Below are 16,663 nucleotides of genomic sequence, written 5' to 3'. Positions count from 1 at the left end.
ACTTGCCCGGTAAGTACAACCCTCGGGCGGCGCCGGCGGCAGGGACGAGACCTCCGAATCTGTGGTCCAGTTCACAACACGGGTTTTGTAGATACATCCAAGCCGGTAACCCGGAGGTCATTGGCTGTTAGCGTGGGCAATCATGCGGTTGCGTTCTCTGCTCGCCCTCACCGAAGCCGGTCTGGAACTCGTCACCGGGGAAGACGAACTCGAAAGGTTCGTTCGCTGGGTGGTTACTACAGACATGCTCGACCCTAGCCGGTACCTCTCCGGCGGGGAACTGGTCCTGACCGGACTGCAATTCCGGCGCGATCCCGGCGATACCGAGGCGTTCATCGCCGCACTGGCCCGGGCCAAGGTCGCGGCGGTGGCGGCGGGCGACGCCAAATACGGCGAACCACCCGCGGATCTGGTGGAAGCGTGCCGCCGCCATCGGGTTCCGCTGTTCCGGGTGCCCGAGCACATCGCCTTCGCGACCGTCACCGAACAGGTCAATCGCAATCTGTCGACCGGGCGCGCGGCCGATCTCGCCGCGATTCTGGACCGGCATCGCCAGCTCGTCTCCGGCGGCGGGCTCGATTCGGTGCTCGAACTCATCCACCGCAATCTGGGCACGCCGTGCTGGGTGGTGTCCTCCACCGGGCGGGTGGTGGCCGGACCGCAGCAGCCGCTGTCGGCGCAGGTCCAGGCCGCGTGCCTCGCGGCCCAGCGACTACCGGCGACTAGTTCGCTGGACGGTAGCTTGTTCTCGCTTTTCGCGGTGGACGCGGACGGCACCTCGCGGGTCGCGGACTGGTTCATGGTGTTCGAGAGCGACTACAAGGACTGGCCGGAGGAGCACCGCGCCATCATCGGCGAACTCGCCGCAGTCGTCGCGCTCGAGCGTGTCCGACAAGACGATCGGCAGAACGCGGAGGGGCGGCTGGCCCAGGAGCTCATCGAACTGGTGGTCTCGGACGCGAAACCGGCCGAGATCGTGTCCCGGCTCGAACTCACCGGACTGGCGCTGTCCGAGCGCTATCTCGCGGTGGCCGCCACCGCGGATTCGGGTGCGGTGCGGCCCAGGGAATTACGGTCGCTGTTGCGCGAAATCCTGTACGGCAGAAGCCCGGCCGCGGGTGTGATCGACGGTGAGGCCATCGCGCTGGTGCCGATCGGCGATGACGACAATCTCGACGATCGCATTCAGCGGGCCGTGGAGGCGCTCGAACCCGGCCTGCAGGGCAGCCGCCTGGCCGTCGGCATCAGCGGCGGCGTGGACGGTGAAAGTCTGCGCGGCGCAGTCGAAGAGGCCCGCTATGCCCGGCGCATGGCCGCCGAGCGCAATCAGCCCACCAGCGTGGTGCGCCATGACGAACTCGCCACCCATATGCTGCTGCTGGCCAGCGTGCCCGATGAGGTGCGGCGCATGTTCCGGGTGCGGCTGCTGGATCCGCTCGCGGTCTACGACCGGGACAATCGGGCCGATCTGGTGCACACCCTGGAGACCTTCCTGCAGGTCTCGGGCTCCTGGTCCAAATGCGCCGAACTGCTGCACGTGCACGTGAATACGCTGCGCTATCGCGTCCAGCGGATCGAGGAGCTCACCGATCGCGATCTGTCCCGGCTCGAGGATCGGGTCGACTTCTTCCTGGCACTGGCGCTGCGCTGACCGGCCCCGCCAGGTTCACCGGCGAATTCACCCGGCCGTAGTGCGGGTGCCAACCGCGTCTGACACAGTCGGGTTCATGACTCGACGCACCCGTGGACTCTGCGCGGTCCTGTTCAGCGTGCTGCTGGTGGCCGGATGCGGCAGCGGCGGCGATACCCCCGCGCCCACCGGCTCCGGTGTGGCGCAGGTGGTTTCGACCGCGGATCTGCCCGCCGCACAGCCCGGTGAGGTGCATCTGTTCGGGTTCAACGACCTGCACGGCAATCTGCAACCGCCGACGGGGAGCAACGGGCAGGTCGGCAGCGTGCAGGCGGGTGGCGCGGCCTATCTGGCGGCGCATCTGGCGAAATTGAAGGCGGCGTATCCGGCCAGTGCCATCCTCGCCGCCGGTGACAATGTCGGGGCCAGTCCGCTCATCTCCGCGCTCTTCCACGATGAGCCGACCATCGACTTCATGAATGCGATCGGGGTGTCCGCGTCCTCGGTCGGCAATCACGAATTCGACCACGGTGTCGTCGAATTGGCGCGGTTGCAACAGGGCGGTTGTGCCCTGGACGGCTGCGTGCCCGGCGATGCGTTCACCGGGGCGAAGTTCGCCTATCTGGCCGCCAATGTCACCGATGCGAATGGCAAGCTGCCGAACGGATTGCGGCCCTGGACCATGCTGGAGTTGGGCGGGCACAAGATCGGCGTGGTCGGCACCGTCACCGCCGATACCGCGAATATCGTTCTGCCCGAAGGTATTCGCGGCTACACCTTCGGCAACGAGGCCGATGCCATCAACAAATACGTACCGGAGATGAAGGCCGCGGGTGCGGAAACCATCGTGGCGCTGCTGCATGACGGCGGCGCGCAGCGCACCAAGGGCGCGCCCTTGGACTACAACGGGTGCGCCGATATCACCCCGGCCGTCACCGATCTGGCCACCCGCACCGATGCCGCGGTCAAGGTAATGCTCACCGCCCACACGCATCAGCCGTACAACTGCACCATCAACGGCAAGGTGGTCACCCAGGCGTACTCCTACGGCCGCCTGATCACCGATATCACGCTGCGGTTCCACGACGGCACGGTCGACGCCAAGGCCGTCAATCGTGTTGTCATCCGCGACATCACACCGGATCCGGCCGCGACGCGGCTGGTCGATTTCTTCGCGGCACAGGCCAAACCGCTCGCCGAACGCGTAATCGGCACCGCCACGGCCGCATTGGCCGCCGATCCGGCCCCGGCGGGTGACTCCCCCCTCGGTGATCTGCTGGCCGACACCATGCTCGAGGGCGCGGCCCCCGCCGGAGCCGTTGCCGCCGTGATGAATCCGGGCGGCGTGCGCGCGGGCCTGCCCTCCGGTCCGATCACCTACGAACGCGCCTACACGGTCCAGCCCTTCGGCAACCAGGTCGTCACCGTCAGCCTGACCGGTCAGCAGATCATCGAACTGCTCGAACAGCAGTGGGATAACGTCAGCAAACCCGCCGTGCTGTCCATAGCGGGCCTGACCTACGCCTACTCCGACGCCGCGCCCAAGGGGCACCGCGTCGTCGCCGACTCCGTCCGGATCGCCGGGCAACCACTCAACCCCGTTGCCTCCTACCGCATCTCGACGAACAACTTCCTGGCCTCCGGCGGCGACGGCTTCACCACCTTCACCCGAGCCACCGGCCTCCAGGTGGGCCCCATCGATCTCGACGCCTTCGAGTCCTACCTGCGTGCACACGGTGCGGTGACCCCCGCACCCTCTCGCATCGAACGCCGCTGACGGTCATTCCGGATCGGGCTCGGACCGTTCCTCTATCGGGAAAAGAATTGGGCTGAGCAGATATTGGCCGCGCTCGGGTGTTGGTTCATAGCCCAGCCGGGGCCCGATGACGCGCCGCAGCTCATCGATCAGCTCGAGCAGTTCGGTGGGGTCGAGCCATAGCGCGTGCTGCCGGAAACCGACGAGATCGGTTGCCGGGTCCGCGTTCTCACGATCGAGGTAGGTATTGAACTCGGCCATGAGCACCGCCATGGCGGTGGCGAAGATACCGCGCTGATCCTCGATCGTCAGCTCGGCAGTCTGGTCGATGACCGCCCGTTCCGGCCGCAGCCGATAGCGGCGTTCGACCGCGCCGCGCACCCGCCGCTCCCCGGCGACCTCCAACACCCCGGCGTTCGCCAGCAGTTCGACATGCCGGTAGGCGGTCGCCTTCGAGACGTCGGGCAGTCGGGCGCACAGTTCGGCGGTGGTCAGGACGCGGCCCCCGCGCATGGCGTGCACCATGCGCAATCGCACCGGATGGGCCAGCAGCTCGAAGGATTCCACTTCGCAACGTTCTCACATCCTGCTATTGTTCTCAAAACATGAGAATGGTCGTTAGGGCGGCAACAATGGCAGGGACAGATCCGGCGGCGATCGCCACCACGGTGGCCGAACTCGCACGGGCGGAACACTTCAGCGCGATCGAAGAACTCTTCGCACCGCGACTACGAGCGGTCGTCTCGGGTGAAACGGTTCGGGTGGGCTGGAATACCGAGATCGCCAGGATCGGCGCGGTACGCGAGATCGGGGCACCCGGCACCGAATCCATTGACGCCGAACTGGTTCGGGTGAGCGTGCCCGTCGAGTGTGAACGGGGCGGGCTGACGCTGATCGTCTCGGTGGACGGTGCGGGGCAACTGCACGGATTTCGGCTCGCGCCACCGGCGGGCAGCTGGACACCGCCCGACTATGCGACACCCAAACGCTTTGCCGAGCACGAGATTACGGTGGGCGACGGGGTAACGGCCGTACCGGGGACGCTGACGCTGCCGCGCGGGAAAGGACCGTTTCCAGGGGCTGTGCTACTGGCTTCGGGGCCGACCGACCGCGATCAGACGGTCGGGCCGAATAAGCCGTTCAAGGATCTGGCCTGGGGATTGGCCAGTCGCGGGATCGCGGTGCTGCGGTTCGACAAGGTGAACTACGTGCACGGGGAGGTGGCGGGCGAACCCGAGTTCAGCATGGTGGCGGAGTATCTGCCCACAACCATCGCGGCGGTGCGTGCGCTGCAACAGCATTCGAGGGTGGACTCGGAGCGGGTATTCGTGGTGGGGCACAGCGGTGGCGGGAAGGCCGCACCCCGGGTCGCGGCGGCGGAGCCGTCCATCGCCGGGGTGGTGGTAATGGCGGGAGATACGGTTGCGCTGCCGCGCGCCGCCGTCCGGGTGGCGAATTATCTTGCGGCACTGGATCCCGGGCCGCACACCACCGCCACCGTCGAGTCGATCGGCCGCCAGGCCGCGGCGGTCGAGAGTCCGCTGCTGTCCCCCACGACGGCGACCTCGGAGCTGTTGTTCGGGTGGCCCGCCGCGTACTGGCTCGATCTGCGCGATTACGACCCCGTCGAAACCGCTGCGGCGCTGGGTAAACCGGTGCTGGTCGTACAGGGCGGGCGCGATTATCAGGTCACGGTCGAGGATGATCTGAGCGGCTGGCGGTCCAGGCTGGCCGAACGCGCCGACGTACACATCAAGATCTATGACGCCGACGATCACATGTTCTTTCCCGGGACCGGCCCCTCCAGCCCCGCGGGCTATCAGGTTCCGAACCACCTCGACGCCGCCGTCGTCGCCGATATCGCCGACTGGCTCAACGGGGGCCGCTGCCCGGGCCCACTGGCTCGGCTGGCACGGAAATTCGGGCGCTGACGGACAGCCCGCCGGAGCCGCGGAGCATGATCGAATAGGAGCGTCGATCAAGGAGGAGCTTTGGCACATCCATCGATCCATACCGCTTCGCTGCTGCACGGCGAAGAGATCCATCGCAGTGACCTCGGGTCCATCACCAGGCTCACCGCGGATAACTTCCCCATTCTGTCCGGGCTGTCGATCAAACGGCTCACCCTCGCACCGGGTGCGATTCGCGAACCGCACTGGCATGCCAATGCCACCGAACTGACCTACTGCACCGCAGGGCAGGCGCTGGTGTCCGTGCTCGATAACGGCAGCGAATTCTCCTCGTTCCTGGTCGGGGCGGGCGAGATGTTCCATATCGAATCCGGGGCGCTGCACCACGTAGAGAACATCGGCGAGACCGAGGCGGAATTCATCGTCGCCTTCCGGCATGAACGGCCCGAGGATTTCGGCTTCAGCGCCGCCCTGGGTGCCATGACCGATTCGGTGCTGGGCAATACCTATGACCTGCCCGCCTCGGACTTCGCCCGGATTCGGCGGGACACCACGGCGAAACTGCTGGTCGCCCGCGAAGGCGATCCGGAGATTCCGGCCCGCGCGCATTTCGGGGATCCGCACCATTTCGCCGTCGAGGCCATGGCCGCGCCGGTGGATTCGCCGGTCGGATCCGCGCGCACCGCCCGGCAGCAATTCTGGCCCGCACTGCACGACATCTCCATGTACTCGCTGCGCATTCGCGAAGACGGTATGCGCGAACCACATTGGCATCCGGTCACCGCCGAAATGGGCTATGTGCATCGGGGGTCGGCGCGCATGACCATCATGGATCCGGACGGCCGCCTCGACACCTATGTGGTCGGTCCGGGCGAGGTGTACTTCGTGCCGCGCGCCTACCCGCATCACATCGAGGTCATGGAATCGCCCGATATCCAGCTGCTCATCTTCTTCGACCAGCCCACACCCGGGGATATCGGATATCGCGCCTCGATGAGCGCCTATTCGCGCAAGGTGCTGGCCGCCACCTTCGGGGTGGCATTGGCGGACCTGCCCGACTTCCCGTTCACCCCGGAAGATCCGCTCATCGTCACCAGGAACAATCCGCTCGCACCCTAGGATCGCCCATACGACACCCGGCGCGCCGGACCGCGCACGCTGCTACCGTCTGCGGCGTGAGCACAAGCCACGGTCCGCCGGATCCGAAATATGTTCGTTCTCAGCGCCTTTGGCGACTCATGCGCCGGGCCGCGTTCGCGGGTCTGGTGCTCGCGCTGCTCGCGGTGGTCGGATATTTCCTACAGGGAGCACCGCAGACCGCCTGTTCCTGCGCGATCGTCGATCCCAACGCGGCCGTCACCGCCGCGCCCGGGGTATTCATCGGCACCCCGACCAGCGTGCTGCACGGCCGCGATTCGGATCTGTACGAATTCCAGGTGACCGAGGTCTTCCACGGTGAGGTGGGTTCGACCACGACCGTGGCCACCAGTTCCGGCAATGACTGCGCCGCCGGATTCACCATCGGCCGCCCGAGCGTTCTGCTCGCCGCGACACCGCACGCCATGGGCGCGGACTGGCAGGCACACGGCTGCGGTCCCGATGTCAGCACCAACGAACTGCGGGCCGTCGCCCAGGCCACCTACGGTCAGGCACACGCGCCGAGCGCGCCGAGCAGCGAGATCACCGCGTGGACACGCTTCAACTACAAGGTGCCGCTCACCTTGCAACTGCTGATTCTGGCCGCACTCGCCTGTGTCGGCTTGGCCGCCTACGCCACCCGCGTGCTGCATCGGCCCGAACCGCTCGACCCGGCCCCCGGGATCGGGGATACCATCGCCGGGTGAGCACCTACTGGCATCGCGTCACTCCGCCGCCGCCGCGCTGAGCGGGCGCACCGGCTGACTTTCGCCGCACGCTCCGGCTGACCCCCTCGGGCAGCCCGGATTGTCGTGCGCCCGTTTTCGAATCCTTGCTCACCGCATTCGATGACGGAGTACACGACCATGTCAGAAGATTTGTCCACCCGCCTGTCCGCCTCGCGGCCGATACGGCGATCCAGCGGTTCCGGAACCGCGGCCATTCTGCTCGCGGCGGTGCTGTGGGGTAGCACCGGAACCGCCGCGTCCTTCGCGCCCGCCGGGGTGCCCGCGGGCGCGGTCGGAGCGGCGGGCCTGCTGTTCGGCGGGCTGCTGCTGTGGCTCACCTCGCGAGGTAATCGGTTACCGCACAACAGGTTCGACTGGGGATTGCTCGGCATCGGCGCGATCGCCGTCGCGGTCTATCCGGTCACCTTCTATCCCGCCGTCGCTCGCACCGGGGTGGCGGTGGCGACGGTGACCGCGCTCGGGAGCGCACCGGTATTCGCCGGACTGGCGTCCTGGATCATCGGCCGGGGCAGGCCCTCGGGCCGCTGGCTCATCGCCACCGTGCTCGCCGTAATCGGTTGTGCAGTACTGGTGCTGGGGCCGGAACTGACCGGTGCGGGTACGCCGATCGATCCGATCGGCATCGCGCTGGCGGCCTGCGCCGGGTTCACCTACACCGTCTACTCGCTGGCGGGCGCGAAACTCATTGCGCGCGGGCATCCTTCGAACGCGGTCATGGGGACCATGTTCGGCGTGGCCGCGGTGCTGGTCGCACCGGTGGTGCTGCACGCCGGAATCGATTGGCTGGCAACACCGCGCGGTGCGCTGGTCACGCTGCACCTCGCGGTGTTCACCTGTTTCCTCGCCTATCGACTGTTCGGCTACGGCCTGCGGCACACCGGGGTCGAGACCACGACCACGCTGACCCTGGCCGAACCGGCGGTGGCCGCGGTGCTCGGTGTCACCGTGGTCGGTGAGCGGCTGCCGCTGCCGTCCTGGTGCGGAATGGCCGTGCTGGCAGTGGGTTTGGCGGTCCTCACGCTGCCGTCACCGGTCCGGGCCGCTCCAGCTTGGAATGCTTTCGCGAATAGGCGAAATACACGATCAGGCCGACGACCAGCCAGATAGCGAAGCGCAGCCAGGTCTCCCACGGCAGCGACCAGATCAGATAGATCGAGAAGCCGATGCCGACCACCGGGACCACCGGCATGAGCGGCAGCCGGAATTCCCGGGGCTCCTCGGGGCGGGTGTAGCGCAGCACGATCACCGCGACGCTCACCACGATGAAGGCCATCAGAATGCCGATATTCGTCAGTTCCGCAACGGTATTGATCGGCAGCACACCCGCCAGGATCGCCGACCCGACACCCACGATCCAGGTGACCCGGGTCGGCACCTTGCGGGTGGGATGGGTTTTGGCGAACCAGCCGGGCAGCAGGCCGTCACGGCTCATGGCGTACCAGACGCGGGTGACGGCCAGCATGAACGCGAGCACCACCGTCGCGATGCCGACGATCGCGCCGACCGCGATGATATTCGCGATGCCCGGCAGCCCAACGGATTTGAAGGCGCTGGAGAATCCGCTGGTGGGGTTGATCTCGGTGTACTTCTGCATCCCGGTCAACACCAGCGTCGCCAGCACGTACAGCACCATGGCGATGGCCAAGGAATACAGAATCGCCTTGGGCAGATGCTTTTTCGCCTCGTGCGACTCCTCGGCGGCGGTGCTCATGGCGTCATAGCCGAAGACCGCGAAGAACACCGTCGCCGCGCCCGTCCACACCGCGGCATGACCGTACGGGAAGTACGGCGTGTAATTCGAACTGTCGATATGGAATACGCCCAGGCCGATGATCAACAGCACCACCGCGACCTTGACGCCGACGAAGAAAGTTTCGAAGCGCCCGACGCTCTTGATGCCACGCGTCAGCATGTATGCCGTGCCCAGGCAGAACAGCACCGCGAACACATCGATCACATGACCCTCACCGGTGCCCGCCGCGCCCAGCATCCAATCCGGCAGCGTTATCCCGATCTGATCGAGCAGGAAGTTGAAATATCCGGAGACGCCGATGGCGACCACCGCCGCCACGGCCGTGTACTCCAGCAGCAGATCCCAGCCGATGAACCAGCCGCCCAACTCCCCCAGCGCCACATAGCCGTAGGTGTACGCCGATCCCGCCTTGGGCACCATGCCCGCGAATTCGGCGTAACACAGCGCCGCACAGGCACTGGCCACACCCGCGATGAGGAATGAGATGAGCACCGCGGGTCCGGCCGTCTTATTCGCCACCGACCCGGCGAGGGAGAAGATCCCGGCCCCGATGATCCCGCCCACCCCGATGGCGGTCAGCTGCCACAAACCCAGATGCCGCGCCAACTGCTGATCATCGGCCGTCTCGCCCTCGACCTCACCGATCGGTTTGCGCCGCACGATCTGACTACGCAATTCCGCAATGGACATACCGCGTCCTTCCGTCCCGCCGCACCGACTTCGCGGCGCAGGCCCGACTCGTCCGAGATCAACCCATCCGATCACGGACCCCGGGCATTTGTCCGGATATCCGGCCGCTGTTATCGCCCGGTAACTACCCGCACCGCACCACCGGCCCATAACGGACCTGATTCAGGGCCGATGTACAGCGAGTTCGGCCGCCAACTTCGGGGTCGGCTGTTGACACCCCTGTCCCGCCCGAGCAGAGTCATTCGGGCACAAGCGCTTTGGATGGGGGAACACATGCCGAGCAAGTTCGGGAACGCGCTGGTCACGGTCGCCATGCGGATATCGGCTTTTCTGGGGCCGAACACCATGCGCAGAATCGCCCGCTTCAACAAGTACGTGACGAATCCGGTGCAGCGGCTATGGGCCCCGCACCTGCCCAATTACGCGATCGTCGAGCACACCGGGCGCAGCTCCGGCAAGACCTATCGCACACCGGTCGTGGCGCTCATCGAACACGGCGCGCTCGCGATAACGCTGAACTACGGCGCGAATTCGGACTGGGTGCGCAATATCCAGGCCGCGGGCTCGGCCGATGTCATCCACCGGGGCAGGCGCTACCGGATGACCGAACCGCGCATCGCCCCCGCCGACTCCCCGCAATTGCCGCCGACCCTGCACGGGGTGCTCTCCCCCGTCGGCTGACGCCGATCACACCAGATTGATCGAATCGAGGAATCGAGCGCCCAGCGCTGCGTCGCCGTCGACGCTCACCTCGCATTCGGTCCAGGGGCGGCGCGTGGTGCTCCACAGCGGGAACTCCAGCGCGGCGGCGTGAATGCGCGCGGCGGTCCCGGTCTCGTCACCGGGGGCGACCCGCAGCCGGTTCCGGGGCGCGGGCTCGATCCGCCAGGTTCCGCCGCCCGGACCCGAAAGGGTCAGCGCGACAGGCGCATCCAGCCATCGCAGCGGTGCGCGATGCGATTGTTCCAGGAGCGCGAGCAGCCAATCGAGAATGGCGGACATGCGGCGTGCGTCCGTCTCGGGCGCGGGACGTTCCAGCGCCGGTGCGATGTCATGCCGCAGATGGGTGTGCCAGTCGAAGACGTAGAGCGCCGGGAACAGCCGTAGCGGAAACCAGCCGAGTTCACCGACGCGCAGCGGGAGTCCGGCCACACCCGGCGCGGTCGCCGCCGTCAGGCCGGTGATGCCGCGCGCACTCCAGATCTCGAAGTCCGCGAGCGCCTGTTCCGGTGTGCCGGAGGCGTTTTCGGCGACCACCCGGTCGTTGACGCGCTCGATCTGCCCCGTGGTCATGGCACGCAGCGCCGCCGGGGTGATCGCCGCGCGCACCGCACCCGTCATGTGCACCAGCACATCTCGCACATTCCACCCGGCGGCCGCGCTGGGCGCGGCCCACTCCCCGGCATCGAGCGCACGATAGAACTCGAGCACGGCGGACCGCTCGGCGTGCAGCGCAGCCAGCGCATCGGCCCGGCTCAATCGCGAAGTAACCACGCCGCCAACACTGCCACGCCCAACTGTCAGTGAGCCAGCAGGGTGTTCAGTTCATCCTCGAAGAGCAGGGCCGGATCGAAGCCCATCCCGGCGAAATGACCGGCCAATTCCAGGGACAGCACCCCGTGCATGCGGGTCCAGAACGACACCGCGCGATGCAGGGTCGCGACCGGAACCTCATGTCCGGCCGCCCACTCGCGATGGTTCGCGAGGTGGGCGTCGAACGGGGTGGCCGCGGCATCGGACGGTTGCGCGGCGAATGCCTCGATCAGCACCGCCATGATCTCCGAGGAGATGGCGGTGGTGTCATCGGGCGCGTGATAGCCGGGCACCGGCGTCCCGTAGATCAGGAAGTAGCGCTGCGGATCCGCGAGCGCCCAGGCCCGGGTCGCGTGCGCGATCGCGGAAATGTCCGCGCCGGAATCGAATTCGGCGCGCAGGGTGTCGGCGAGACTGCGGTAGGCGTCGCGGATGAGTTCGGTGATGAGGTCGTCGCGACTGGCGAAATACCAGTACAGCGCCGGTCCGCTCATACCCACGCGTTTGGCGATCGCGTTCAGCGATAGCGCCGAGACGCCCGCGGTCGCGATCTGCTCGCGGGCGTGCTCCTTGATCTCCTCGCGCACCTGCGCCCGATAGCGCTCGCGGGAACCCGTCCGGTTCGGTGCCACGATCAGCCCTTTCGTCGCGGATCCCGCCATGCCGGGACCCGGTTAGAGCCTATCAGCATATTTACTCGCGCTCAGATTCCCGATTGACACTCGATGCGTTCAATTATAGCCTCTAAATAAATCAAGTAGCAGTAGACAACACGAGGGAGCATGACCATGTCTCACCGGAACCTGACCCTGATCCCCCTGGCGGCCGCCGTCGTCCTGGCGACCGTCACCGCATGCGGCACCGATGACAACGCCGCGAGCAGCACCTCGAGCCCTGCCACCTCCGCCGCGGCCCCGGCCGGATTGAGCTGCGGCGGTGCGGGAATCGATGAGCAGGCCCAGATCAAGTACCGCACCGAAGCCCTGATCAAGGCACCCCTGAGCACCATCTGGAAGCTGCAGACCGATGTCGAGAACTGGCCGGCGTGGCAGCAGCCGGTCGAGAGCAATAAGCGCCTCGATCAGGGCCAACTCCGGGACGGCTCGCAATTCCAGTGGCGCACACCGGTTCCCGCCTCCGCCACCACACCGGCCACCACCCTGGTCATCACCTCGACCGTGCACCAGATCCAGCCCGAGAGCTGCATTCGCTGGAGCGGTCCGGCGGTCGGCGACGGCCTGCGCATCGACAATGGCGTGCACGTCTGGAATTTCATCCAGCAGGGCGATAGCGTCCTGGTCCGCACCGAGGAGAATTGGAGCGGCTCCCAGGTCGAAGCCGACGTCGCCACCTCCACCGCCTTCCTCGGCGCGGGGCTGGAAGCCTGGCTGAAGGACCTCGAGGCCGCCGCCGAGGCGCACTCCTGAAACCCGCCCGGGCGCAGTTCGGCAGCTTCGGCGTGTCGATGCGGAGCGAATCTGAATTGTCCGATTTCATTGCGATTCATGACGCGAAGCGGCGGCGGGACCTGGCGGGCGGCCTTCGTCGCGGCGACGGCGTTGACCACGGTGATCGTCTGGCCCGGTATCGCGGCCGCACAGCGCGAACCGGCCTGTCTGAGCGGGAATCTCAGTTACACCCGGCCGGATGCCGAAGCCGGAACGGAATTGCCCGAGGTGACTTCCCCGGCTCGCAATGCCAATTGGGCGCTGTACGACACACCCCGGCCCGGACTGTTCGACCGGCCGCTGGCAGCCGATATGACCGACGGGAGCGGGAATTTCCACGCCTGCGCCGAACATGCGGCCGGGGCGGATCTGTATCTGATGTTCATCGCCGAGAGTTCGGGGCTGTGGCAGGTGCTGCCGCAGGCCGGGGATACCGAAGCGCCGTACACCTTCACCGTCGCGGCCCCCGCCGTCACCGGTTCTCGTGATCTCGGCGCGGTGGCCGTTCCGGACGAGATGGCCGGGGCGTGGAAGGTACTCGACTCCGTCAATCTGCTGTGGTGGCAGCGCCCTGCCGCTGCCGGCGACTGCTGGCTGCCCGAATCCCACTGCACACCAATGTCATTCGTCTGGCCCGCGCAGTCCGGCAGTTCCTACTTCACCACGGCCGGATTCGTGTATCTCACTCAGGACGATGCGAACACCAGGCATGTGACCCTGCACGAGGCGGGCCACAACCTGCAATGGCTGTGGCAGCACCGCAGGTGGGCCGATGTCACCAATTGCAGTCCGCACTACATCAATCTCGCGTCCTCACCCTCGTGCGCGTTCACCGAGGGGTTCGCCGACGCGGTCGCCATGCACGCCGTCGGCGATTACCGATTCGTCTGGGGCTCGGGCTTTTCCGCCGATCTCACCAATGACGCGAATACCCGCGGCTGGGATCTCGGCGATGCCGTCGAGGGCCGGGTGGCGACCTCCCTCGTCGACCTCTGGAACGGTCCCGATCACGGCTGGGAAGCCACCCTGCGCATCCTCGGCAAGACCGTCCCCGCCGATTTCCACGACTACTTCTACAACGACCGGCCCACCGAAAACCTCGGCACCACAGGCGAAGCCGCCGACATCATCCACAAACACACCGCCGATCAGGCCAGTCCCAACGCCGCTGGCGCACCGCAGCCGATCGACGACCTCCGCATACCCCTCGGACCGCCGGACAATGATCCGGGCGTCAAACAGGAACCCGAGCACCGGTGGAAGACCACGCACATCCGCTGGACCCTGCGGCCGCCCAATCCGCGCCCGGTCGACTGATCCCGATCACCGCTGACAGGTCGAGGTGAAGGACGCGCCGGCGAAGAGATCATCGATCCATCCCAGCCACCGCTCCGAGATCTGGTCCGGCGCATCGTGACCACCCGGGACCACCTCATCGTGCACCGGCGTCCCCAGCACGCACATCTTCGCGACAGCCGCGTTCGACCATTCGGTACTCACCAGCTTGTCCGCATCACCGCGAGCGATATAGGTGGGCACTGCGCTCGCCACCTTCGGCAGATTGGTGCGACCCTCCAGATCCACGACGGCCTGTGCGGCGGCGTCATCCACGAATCGGGCATCGGCGGGCGTCGCCGCGGCGGCCAGCGCGAGATCGGCCGGGGTCATATCGCCGGTGCACTGCGCCTCCAAACGCGGTGCGGCACCGAGTAGATCACCGTGAATCACCCGGTCGTAGTTGTAGTTCGGATAGTGGTACCGCACGGCCTCCACCAGATACGGCAGGATCAGATACTGATCGGGAACATTGAGCGTGCCCGCCCGGATCGCATCCGCGAATTTGATCTCCAGAGCCGGTGACAACAGCACCACGCCGCGGATATTCAGTTCCGGCGCATAGGATTTCGCCGTTTCCGACGCCGATTCAGCGGCACGTCCGCCCTGCGAGATCCCGACCAGCACGGTCTCGCCCGCCAACGGCGCACCGGTCGCCCGCGCCGCTCGCACCGAGTTCACGATGTCGTATCCGGATGACGGGGTGTCCACATACGGTGCGGCCCCCGGTCCGTCCAGCCCCTGATAGTTGGTCATCACCACCGCCCGATGCCCCGCCAGCATCGCCGCCACCGCGGGCGCGGAACCGAACAGGTTCGGTGAATTGGTCGGCGCGCACGAGCTGACCACCCCGGAGGTGCCGTGCCCGAGGGCGATCACCGGCCAGCCCCCGGCGGGCGCGTCACCCTTGGGCAGGAATACCGCACCCGACACCTCGATCGGCTTACCGGCCGGAGAGGTCGACTCATACCGGATATAGGTGGCCGTGGAAACGGCCGCCGACAATGCCGGGTCCAGATTGGTCAGCGGGCTCTGCGCCATCAGCGCACCGGGAGTATCCGCCGTCGTTTTCCCGGTATCGGAGGCCGTACCGCAGGCCGCCACGATCACGGCGGCCACGATCGGGAAGAGAATTCGCGTTCGCATACCACTCCTGCTTCCGAGATTGGCTACGATCAGACCATGCGGTCCATTTGGAAGGGCTCCATCGCGTTCGGGCTGGTCAACGTCCCCGTGAAGGTCTATACCGCCACGGAAGACCATGACATCAAATTCCATCAGGTACACGCCGCCGACGGGGGGCGGATCAAATACGAGCGGGTCTGCACGGTGGACGGGCAACCCGTGCAGTATGCCGATATCGACAAGGCGTACGAATCCCCCGAGGGGGATCGGGTGATCCTCACCGATGAGGATTTCGCCAAACTCCCCGCCGCCGAGAAGCATGAGATTCCGGTATTGCAATTCGTGCCGGCCGAGCAGATCGATCCCATGCTCTTCGATAAGAGCTACTTCCTGGAACCGGATTCGACCACGCCCAAAGCCTATGTGCTGCTGGCGAAAACACTCGAACACACCGATCGCGTGGCGCTGGTGCATTTCACCCTGCGGCAGAAGACGCGGCTCGGAGCGCTGCGCGTGCGCGACGGGGTGCTGGTGTTGCAGGCGCTGCTGTGGCCCGATGAGGTGCGGGCGGTGGCGTTCGACAAGCTCGACGGCGTGTCCGAGCCGCGACCGCAGGAATTGCAGATGGCCGAGACGCTGGTAGATACGCTCTCGGACGATTTCGATCCCTCGCAGTACGTGGACGAGTACCAGATCGAATTGAAGAAGATGCTGGACGAGGCCATCGCCAGCGGTAGCGGCAAGGTCACCCGCGCGCCCGAGAAAGCCGCGCCCGAGATGGACGCCGAGGTGGTGGATCTGGTCGCGGCGCTGCAACGCAGTCTGGAGGCATCCGGGCGCAGCACCGGGAAGGCCGCATCGGCCCCCGCCAAGGCCGCGAAGGCGACCAAGGCCACGACCGCCGCCAAGAAAACTCCCGCCAAGAAGACCGTGGCGAAGAAGGCTCCCGCCAAGCAAACCCGCAAGGGCGCGTGAGACCGGGCGGGTGAGAACCGCATCCACCTGGCAAACTGTCGGGTATGGAACCCGCCATAGCCATCGTCCCCATGGGACTCGGACATCTACGCCAGGTCCTGGATCTGGGTTACGAGGTCTTCGACACCTCCACCAAGCCCTACACCTCCTGGTCGCTCACCTCGGTGGCCGAGCATATGGACAGCCCCAGCCGCTCCTGCTGGGTGGCGGTGGATTCGGATCGGGTGGTGGGATTCGTACTGGGTTCCATGGAATTCGAATTGCGCGATGACTGGGGCTATCTGGAATGGATCGCGGTCGCGCCGGATATGCAGGGCCGCGGTATCGCCGGACGGCTCATGTCCGCCTGCTGCGACACCCTTTTCGAGGGCGGCGCGCGGCGGATCGTCACCGATGTGGAAATCCACAACACCGCCTCGGCGTCATTGATGAAGCGCAACGGCTTCACCGAGGGCACCACCGTCACGCTGTTCGTGCGGCCGAATCCGGTCCCGCTCGAGGAGGCCGTCGCGGCCGGTGACAGCGATCAGGTCACGCTGACCCCGGGCACCAAACGCGAACTCATTCGCAAGGGGCGCATCGCCGGTGAGGGCGGCCGCCCGCGCGTGGGCCGCTAGCTCCC

The 16,663-nt window shown here is 66.5% G+C and carries 16 protein-coding genes; 11 read left to right on the top strand and 5 right to left on the bottom strand.

Features of this window, described 5'->3' with window-relative positions; translation table 11 throughout:
• Window positions 1-142 precede the first annotated feature (142 nt).
• Together ACFC4D_RS09560 and ACFC4D_RS09555 are read left to right on the top strand one after the other, a co-directional pair.
• Window positions 143-1,651: a PucR family transcriptional regulator gene (locus ACFC4D_RS09560; protein WP_376062380.1), complete on the top strand. Its 1,509-nt coding sequence runs from the start codon at window positions 143-145 to the stop codon at window positions 1,649-1,651.
• Between the two features lie 76 nt (window positions 1,652-1,727).
• Window positions 1,728-3,407 carry a bifunctional metallophosphatase/5'-nucleotidase gene (locus tag ACFC4D_RS09555; RefSeq protein WP_376062379.1) on the top strand — a complete coding sequence of 560 codons (1,680 nt, stop codon included), beginning with the start codon at window positions 1,728-1,730 and terminating at the stop codon, window positions 3,405-3,407.
• Window positions 3,408-3,410: 3 nt separating this feature from the next.
• On the opposite strand, the gene ACFC4D_RS09550 is transcribed toward ACFC4D_RS09555, so the two are convergent.
• Window positions 3,411-3,953, bottom strand: coding sequence for a helix-turn-helix domain-containing protein (locus ACFC4D_RS09550; RefSeq protein WP_376062378.1), 543 nt, complete (start codon window positions 3,951-3,953; stop codon window positions 3,411-3,413).
• A 65-nt stretch (window positions 3,954-4,018) separates the two neighbouring features.
• Here ACFC4D_RS09550 and ACFC4D_RS09545 point away from each other — a divergent pair, with 65 nt between their 5' ends.
• From ACFC4D_RS09545 to ACFC4D_RS09530, 4 genes are all read left to right on the top strand, one after another.
• The gene (locus ACFC4D_RS09545; RefSeq protein WP_376062377.1) at window positions 4,019-5,317 is read left to right on the top strand and encodes a hypothetical protein; all 1,299 of its coding nucleotides are present in this window, start codon (window positions 4,019-4,021) and stop codon (window positions 5,315-5,317) included.
• 60 nt (window positions 5,318-5,377) lie between these two features.
• Window positions 5,378-6,415: a cupin domain-containing protein gene (locus ACFC4D_RS09540; protein ID WP_376062376.1), complete on the top strand. Its 1,038-nt coding sequence runs from the start codon at window positions 5,378-5,380 to the stop codon at window positions 6,413-6,415.
• 56 nt (window positions 6,416-6,471) lie between these two features.
• Window positions 6,472-7,140: a hypothetical protein gene (locus ACFC4D_RS09535; protein WP_376062375.1), complete on the top strand. Its 669-nt coding sequence runs from the start codon at window positions 6,472-6,474 to the stop codon at window positions 7,138-7,140.
• 159 nt (window positions 7,141-7,299) lie between these two features.
• A complete protein-coding gene (locus tag ACFC4D_RS09530) occupies window positions 7,300-8,289 on the top strand; it encodes a DMT family transporter (RefSeq protein ID WP_376062374.1) in 990 nt (329 codons plus the stop codon).
• Here the strand turns inward: ACFC4D_RS09530 and ACFC4D_RS09525 are convergent.
• Complete coding sequence (locus ACFC4D_RS09525) at window positions 8,198-9,625, bottom strand: amino acid permease (protein ID WP_375953171.1); 1,428 nt, start codon at window positions 9,623-9,625, stop codon at window positions 8,198-8,200. The two genes, ACFC4D_RS09530 and ACFC4D_RS09525, sit on opposite strands and share 92 nt — an antisense overlap.
• A gap of 273 nt (window positions 9,626-9,898) precedes the next feature.
• On the opposite strand from ACFC4D_RS09525, the gene ACFC4D_RS09520 reads away from it, so the two are divergent.
• Entirely contained in the window at window positions 9,899-10,306 is a 408-nt protein-coding gene (locus tag ACFC4D_RS09520; RefSeq protein WP_375953173.1) for a nitroreductase family deazaflavin-dependent oxidoreductase, read from the top strand.
• A 6-nt stretch (window positions 10,307-10,312) separates the two neighbouring features.
• On the opposite strand, the gene ACFC4D_RS09515 is transcribed toward ACFC4D_RS09520, so the two are convergent.
• Both ACFC4D_RS09515 and ACFC4D_RS09510 read right to left on the bottom strand, forming a co-directional pair.
• Window positions 10,313-11,119, bottom strand: a complete 807-nt coding sequence (locus tag ACFC4D_RS09515; RefSeq protein WP_376062373.1) for a maleylpyruvate isomerase N-terminal domain-containing protein — start codon at window positions 11,117-11,119, stop codon at window positions 10,313-10,315.
• Window positions 11,120-11,145: 26 nt separating this feature from the next.
• Window positions 11,146-11,790, bottom strand: coding sequence for a TetR/AcrR family transcriptional regulator (locus tag ACFC4D_RS09510; protein WP_376062372.1), 645 nt, complete (start codon window positions 11,788-11,790; stop codon window positions 11,146-11,148).
• Window positions 11,791-11,946: 156 nt separating this feature from the next.
• Between ACFC4D_RS09510 and ACFC4D_RS09505 the strand changes: the two genes are divergently transcribed.
• Window positions 11,947-12,585, top strand: a complete 639-nt coding sequence (locus ACFC4D_RS09505) for an SRPBCC family protein (protein WP_376062371.1) — start codon at window positions 11,947-11,949, stop codon at window positions 12,583-12,585.
• 78 nt (window positions 12,586-12,663) lie between these two features.
• Complete coding sequence (locus tag ACFC4D_RS09500; protein WP_376062370.1) at window positions 12,664-13,923, top strand: hypothetical protein; 1,260 nt, start codon at window positions 12,664-12,666, stop codon at window positions 13,921-13,923.
• Between the two features lie 6 nt (window positions 13,924-13,929).
• On the opposite strand, the gene ACFC4D_RS09495 is transcribed toward ACFC4D_RS09500, so the two are convergent.
• The gene (locus ACFC4D_RS09495) at window positions 13,930-15,087 is read right to left on the bottom strand and encodes a lipase family protein (protein ID WP_376062369.1); all 1,158 of its coding nucleotides are present in this window, start codon (window positions 15,085-15,087) and stop codon (window positions 13,930-13,932) included.
• Between the two features lie 36 nt (window positions 15,088-15,123).
• Between ACFC4D_RS09495 and ACFC4D_RS09490 the strand changes: the two genes are divergently transcribed.
• A complete protein-coding gene (locus ACFC4D_RS09490) occupies window positions 15,124-16,041 on the top strand; it encodes a Ku protein (protein ID WP_376062368.1) in 918 nt (305 codons plus the stop codon).
• A gap of 44 nt (window positions 16,042-16,085) precedes the next feature.
• The gene (locus tag ACFC4D_RS09485; RefSeq protein WP_376062367.1) at window positions 16,086-16,658 is read left to right on the top strand and encodes a GNAT family N-acetyltransferase; all 573 of its coding nucleotides are present in this window, start codon (window positions 16,086-16,088) and stop codon (window positions 16,656-16,658) included.
• The last annotated feature ends 5 nt before the right edge of the window (window positions 16,659-16,663 follow it).

Source organism: Nocardia sp. NPDC056000 (genome assembly GCF_042269265.1).
GTDB lineage: Bacteria > Actinomycetota > Actinomycetes > Mycobacteriales > Mycobacteriaceae > Nocardia.
The sequence above is the reverse complement of the archived record's forward strand: the minus strand, read 5'-3'. Positions and strand labels throughout refer to the sequence as shown.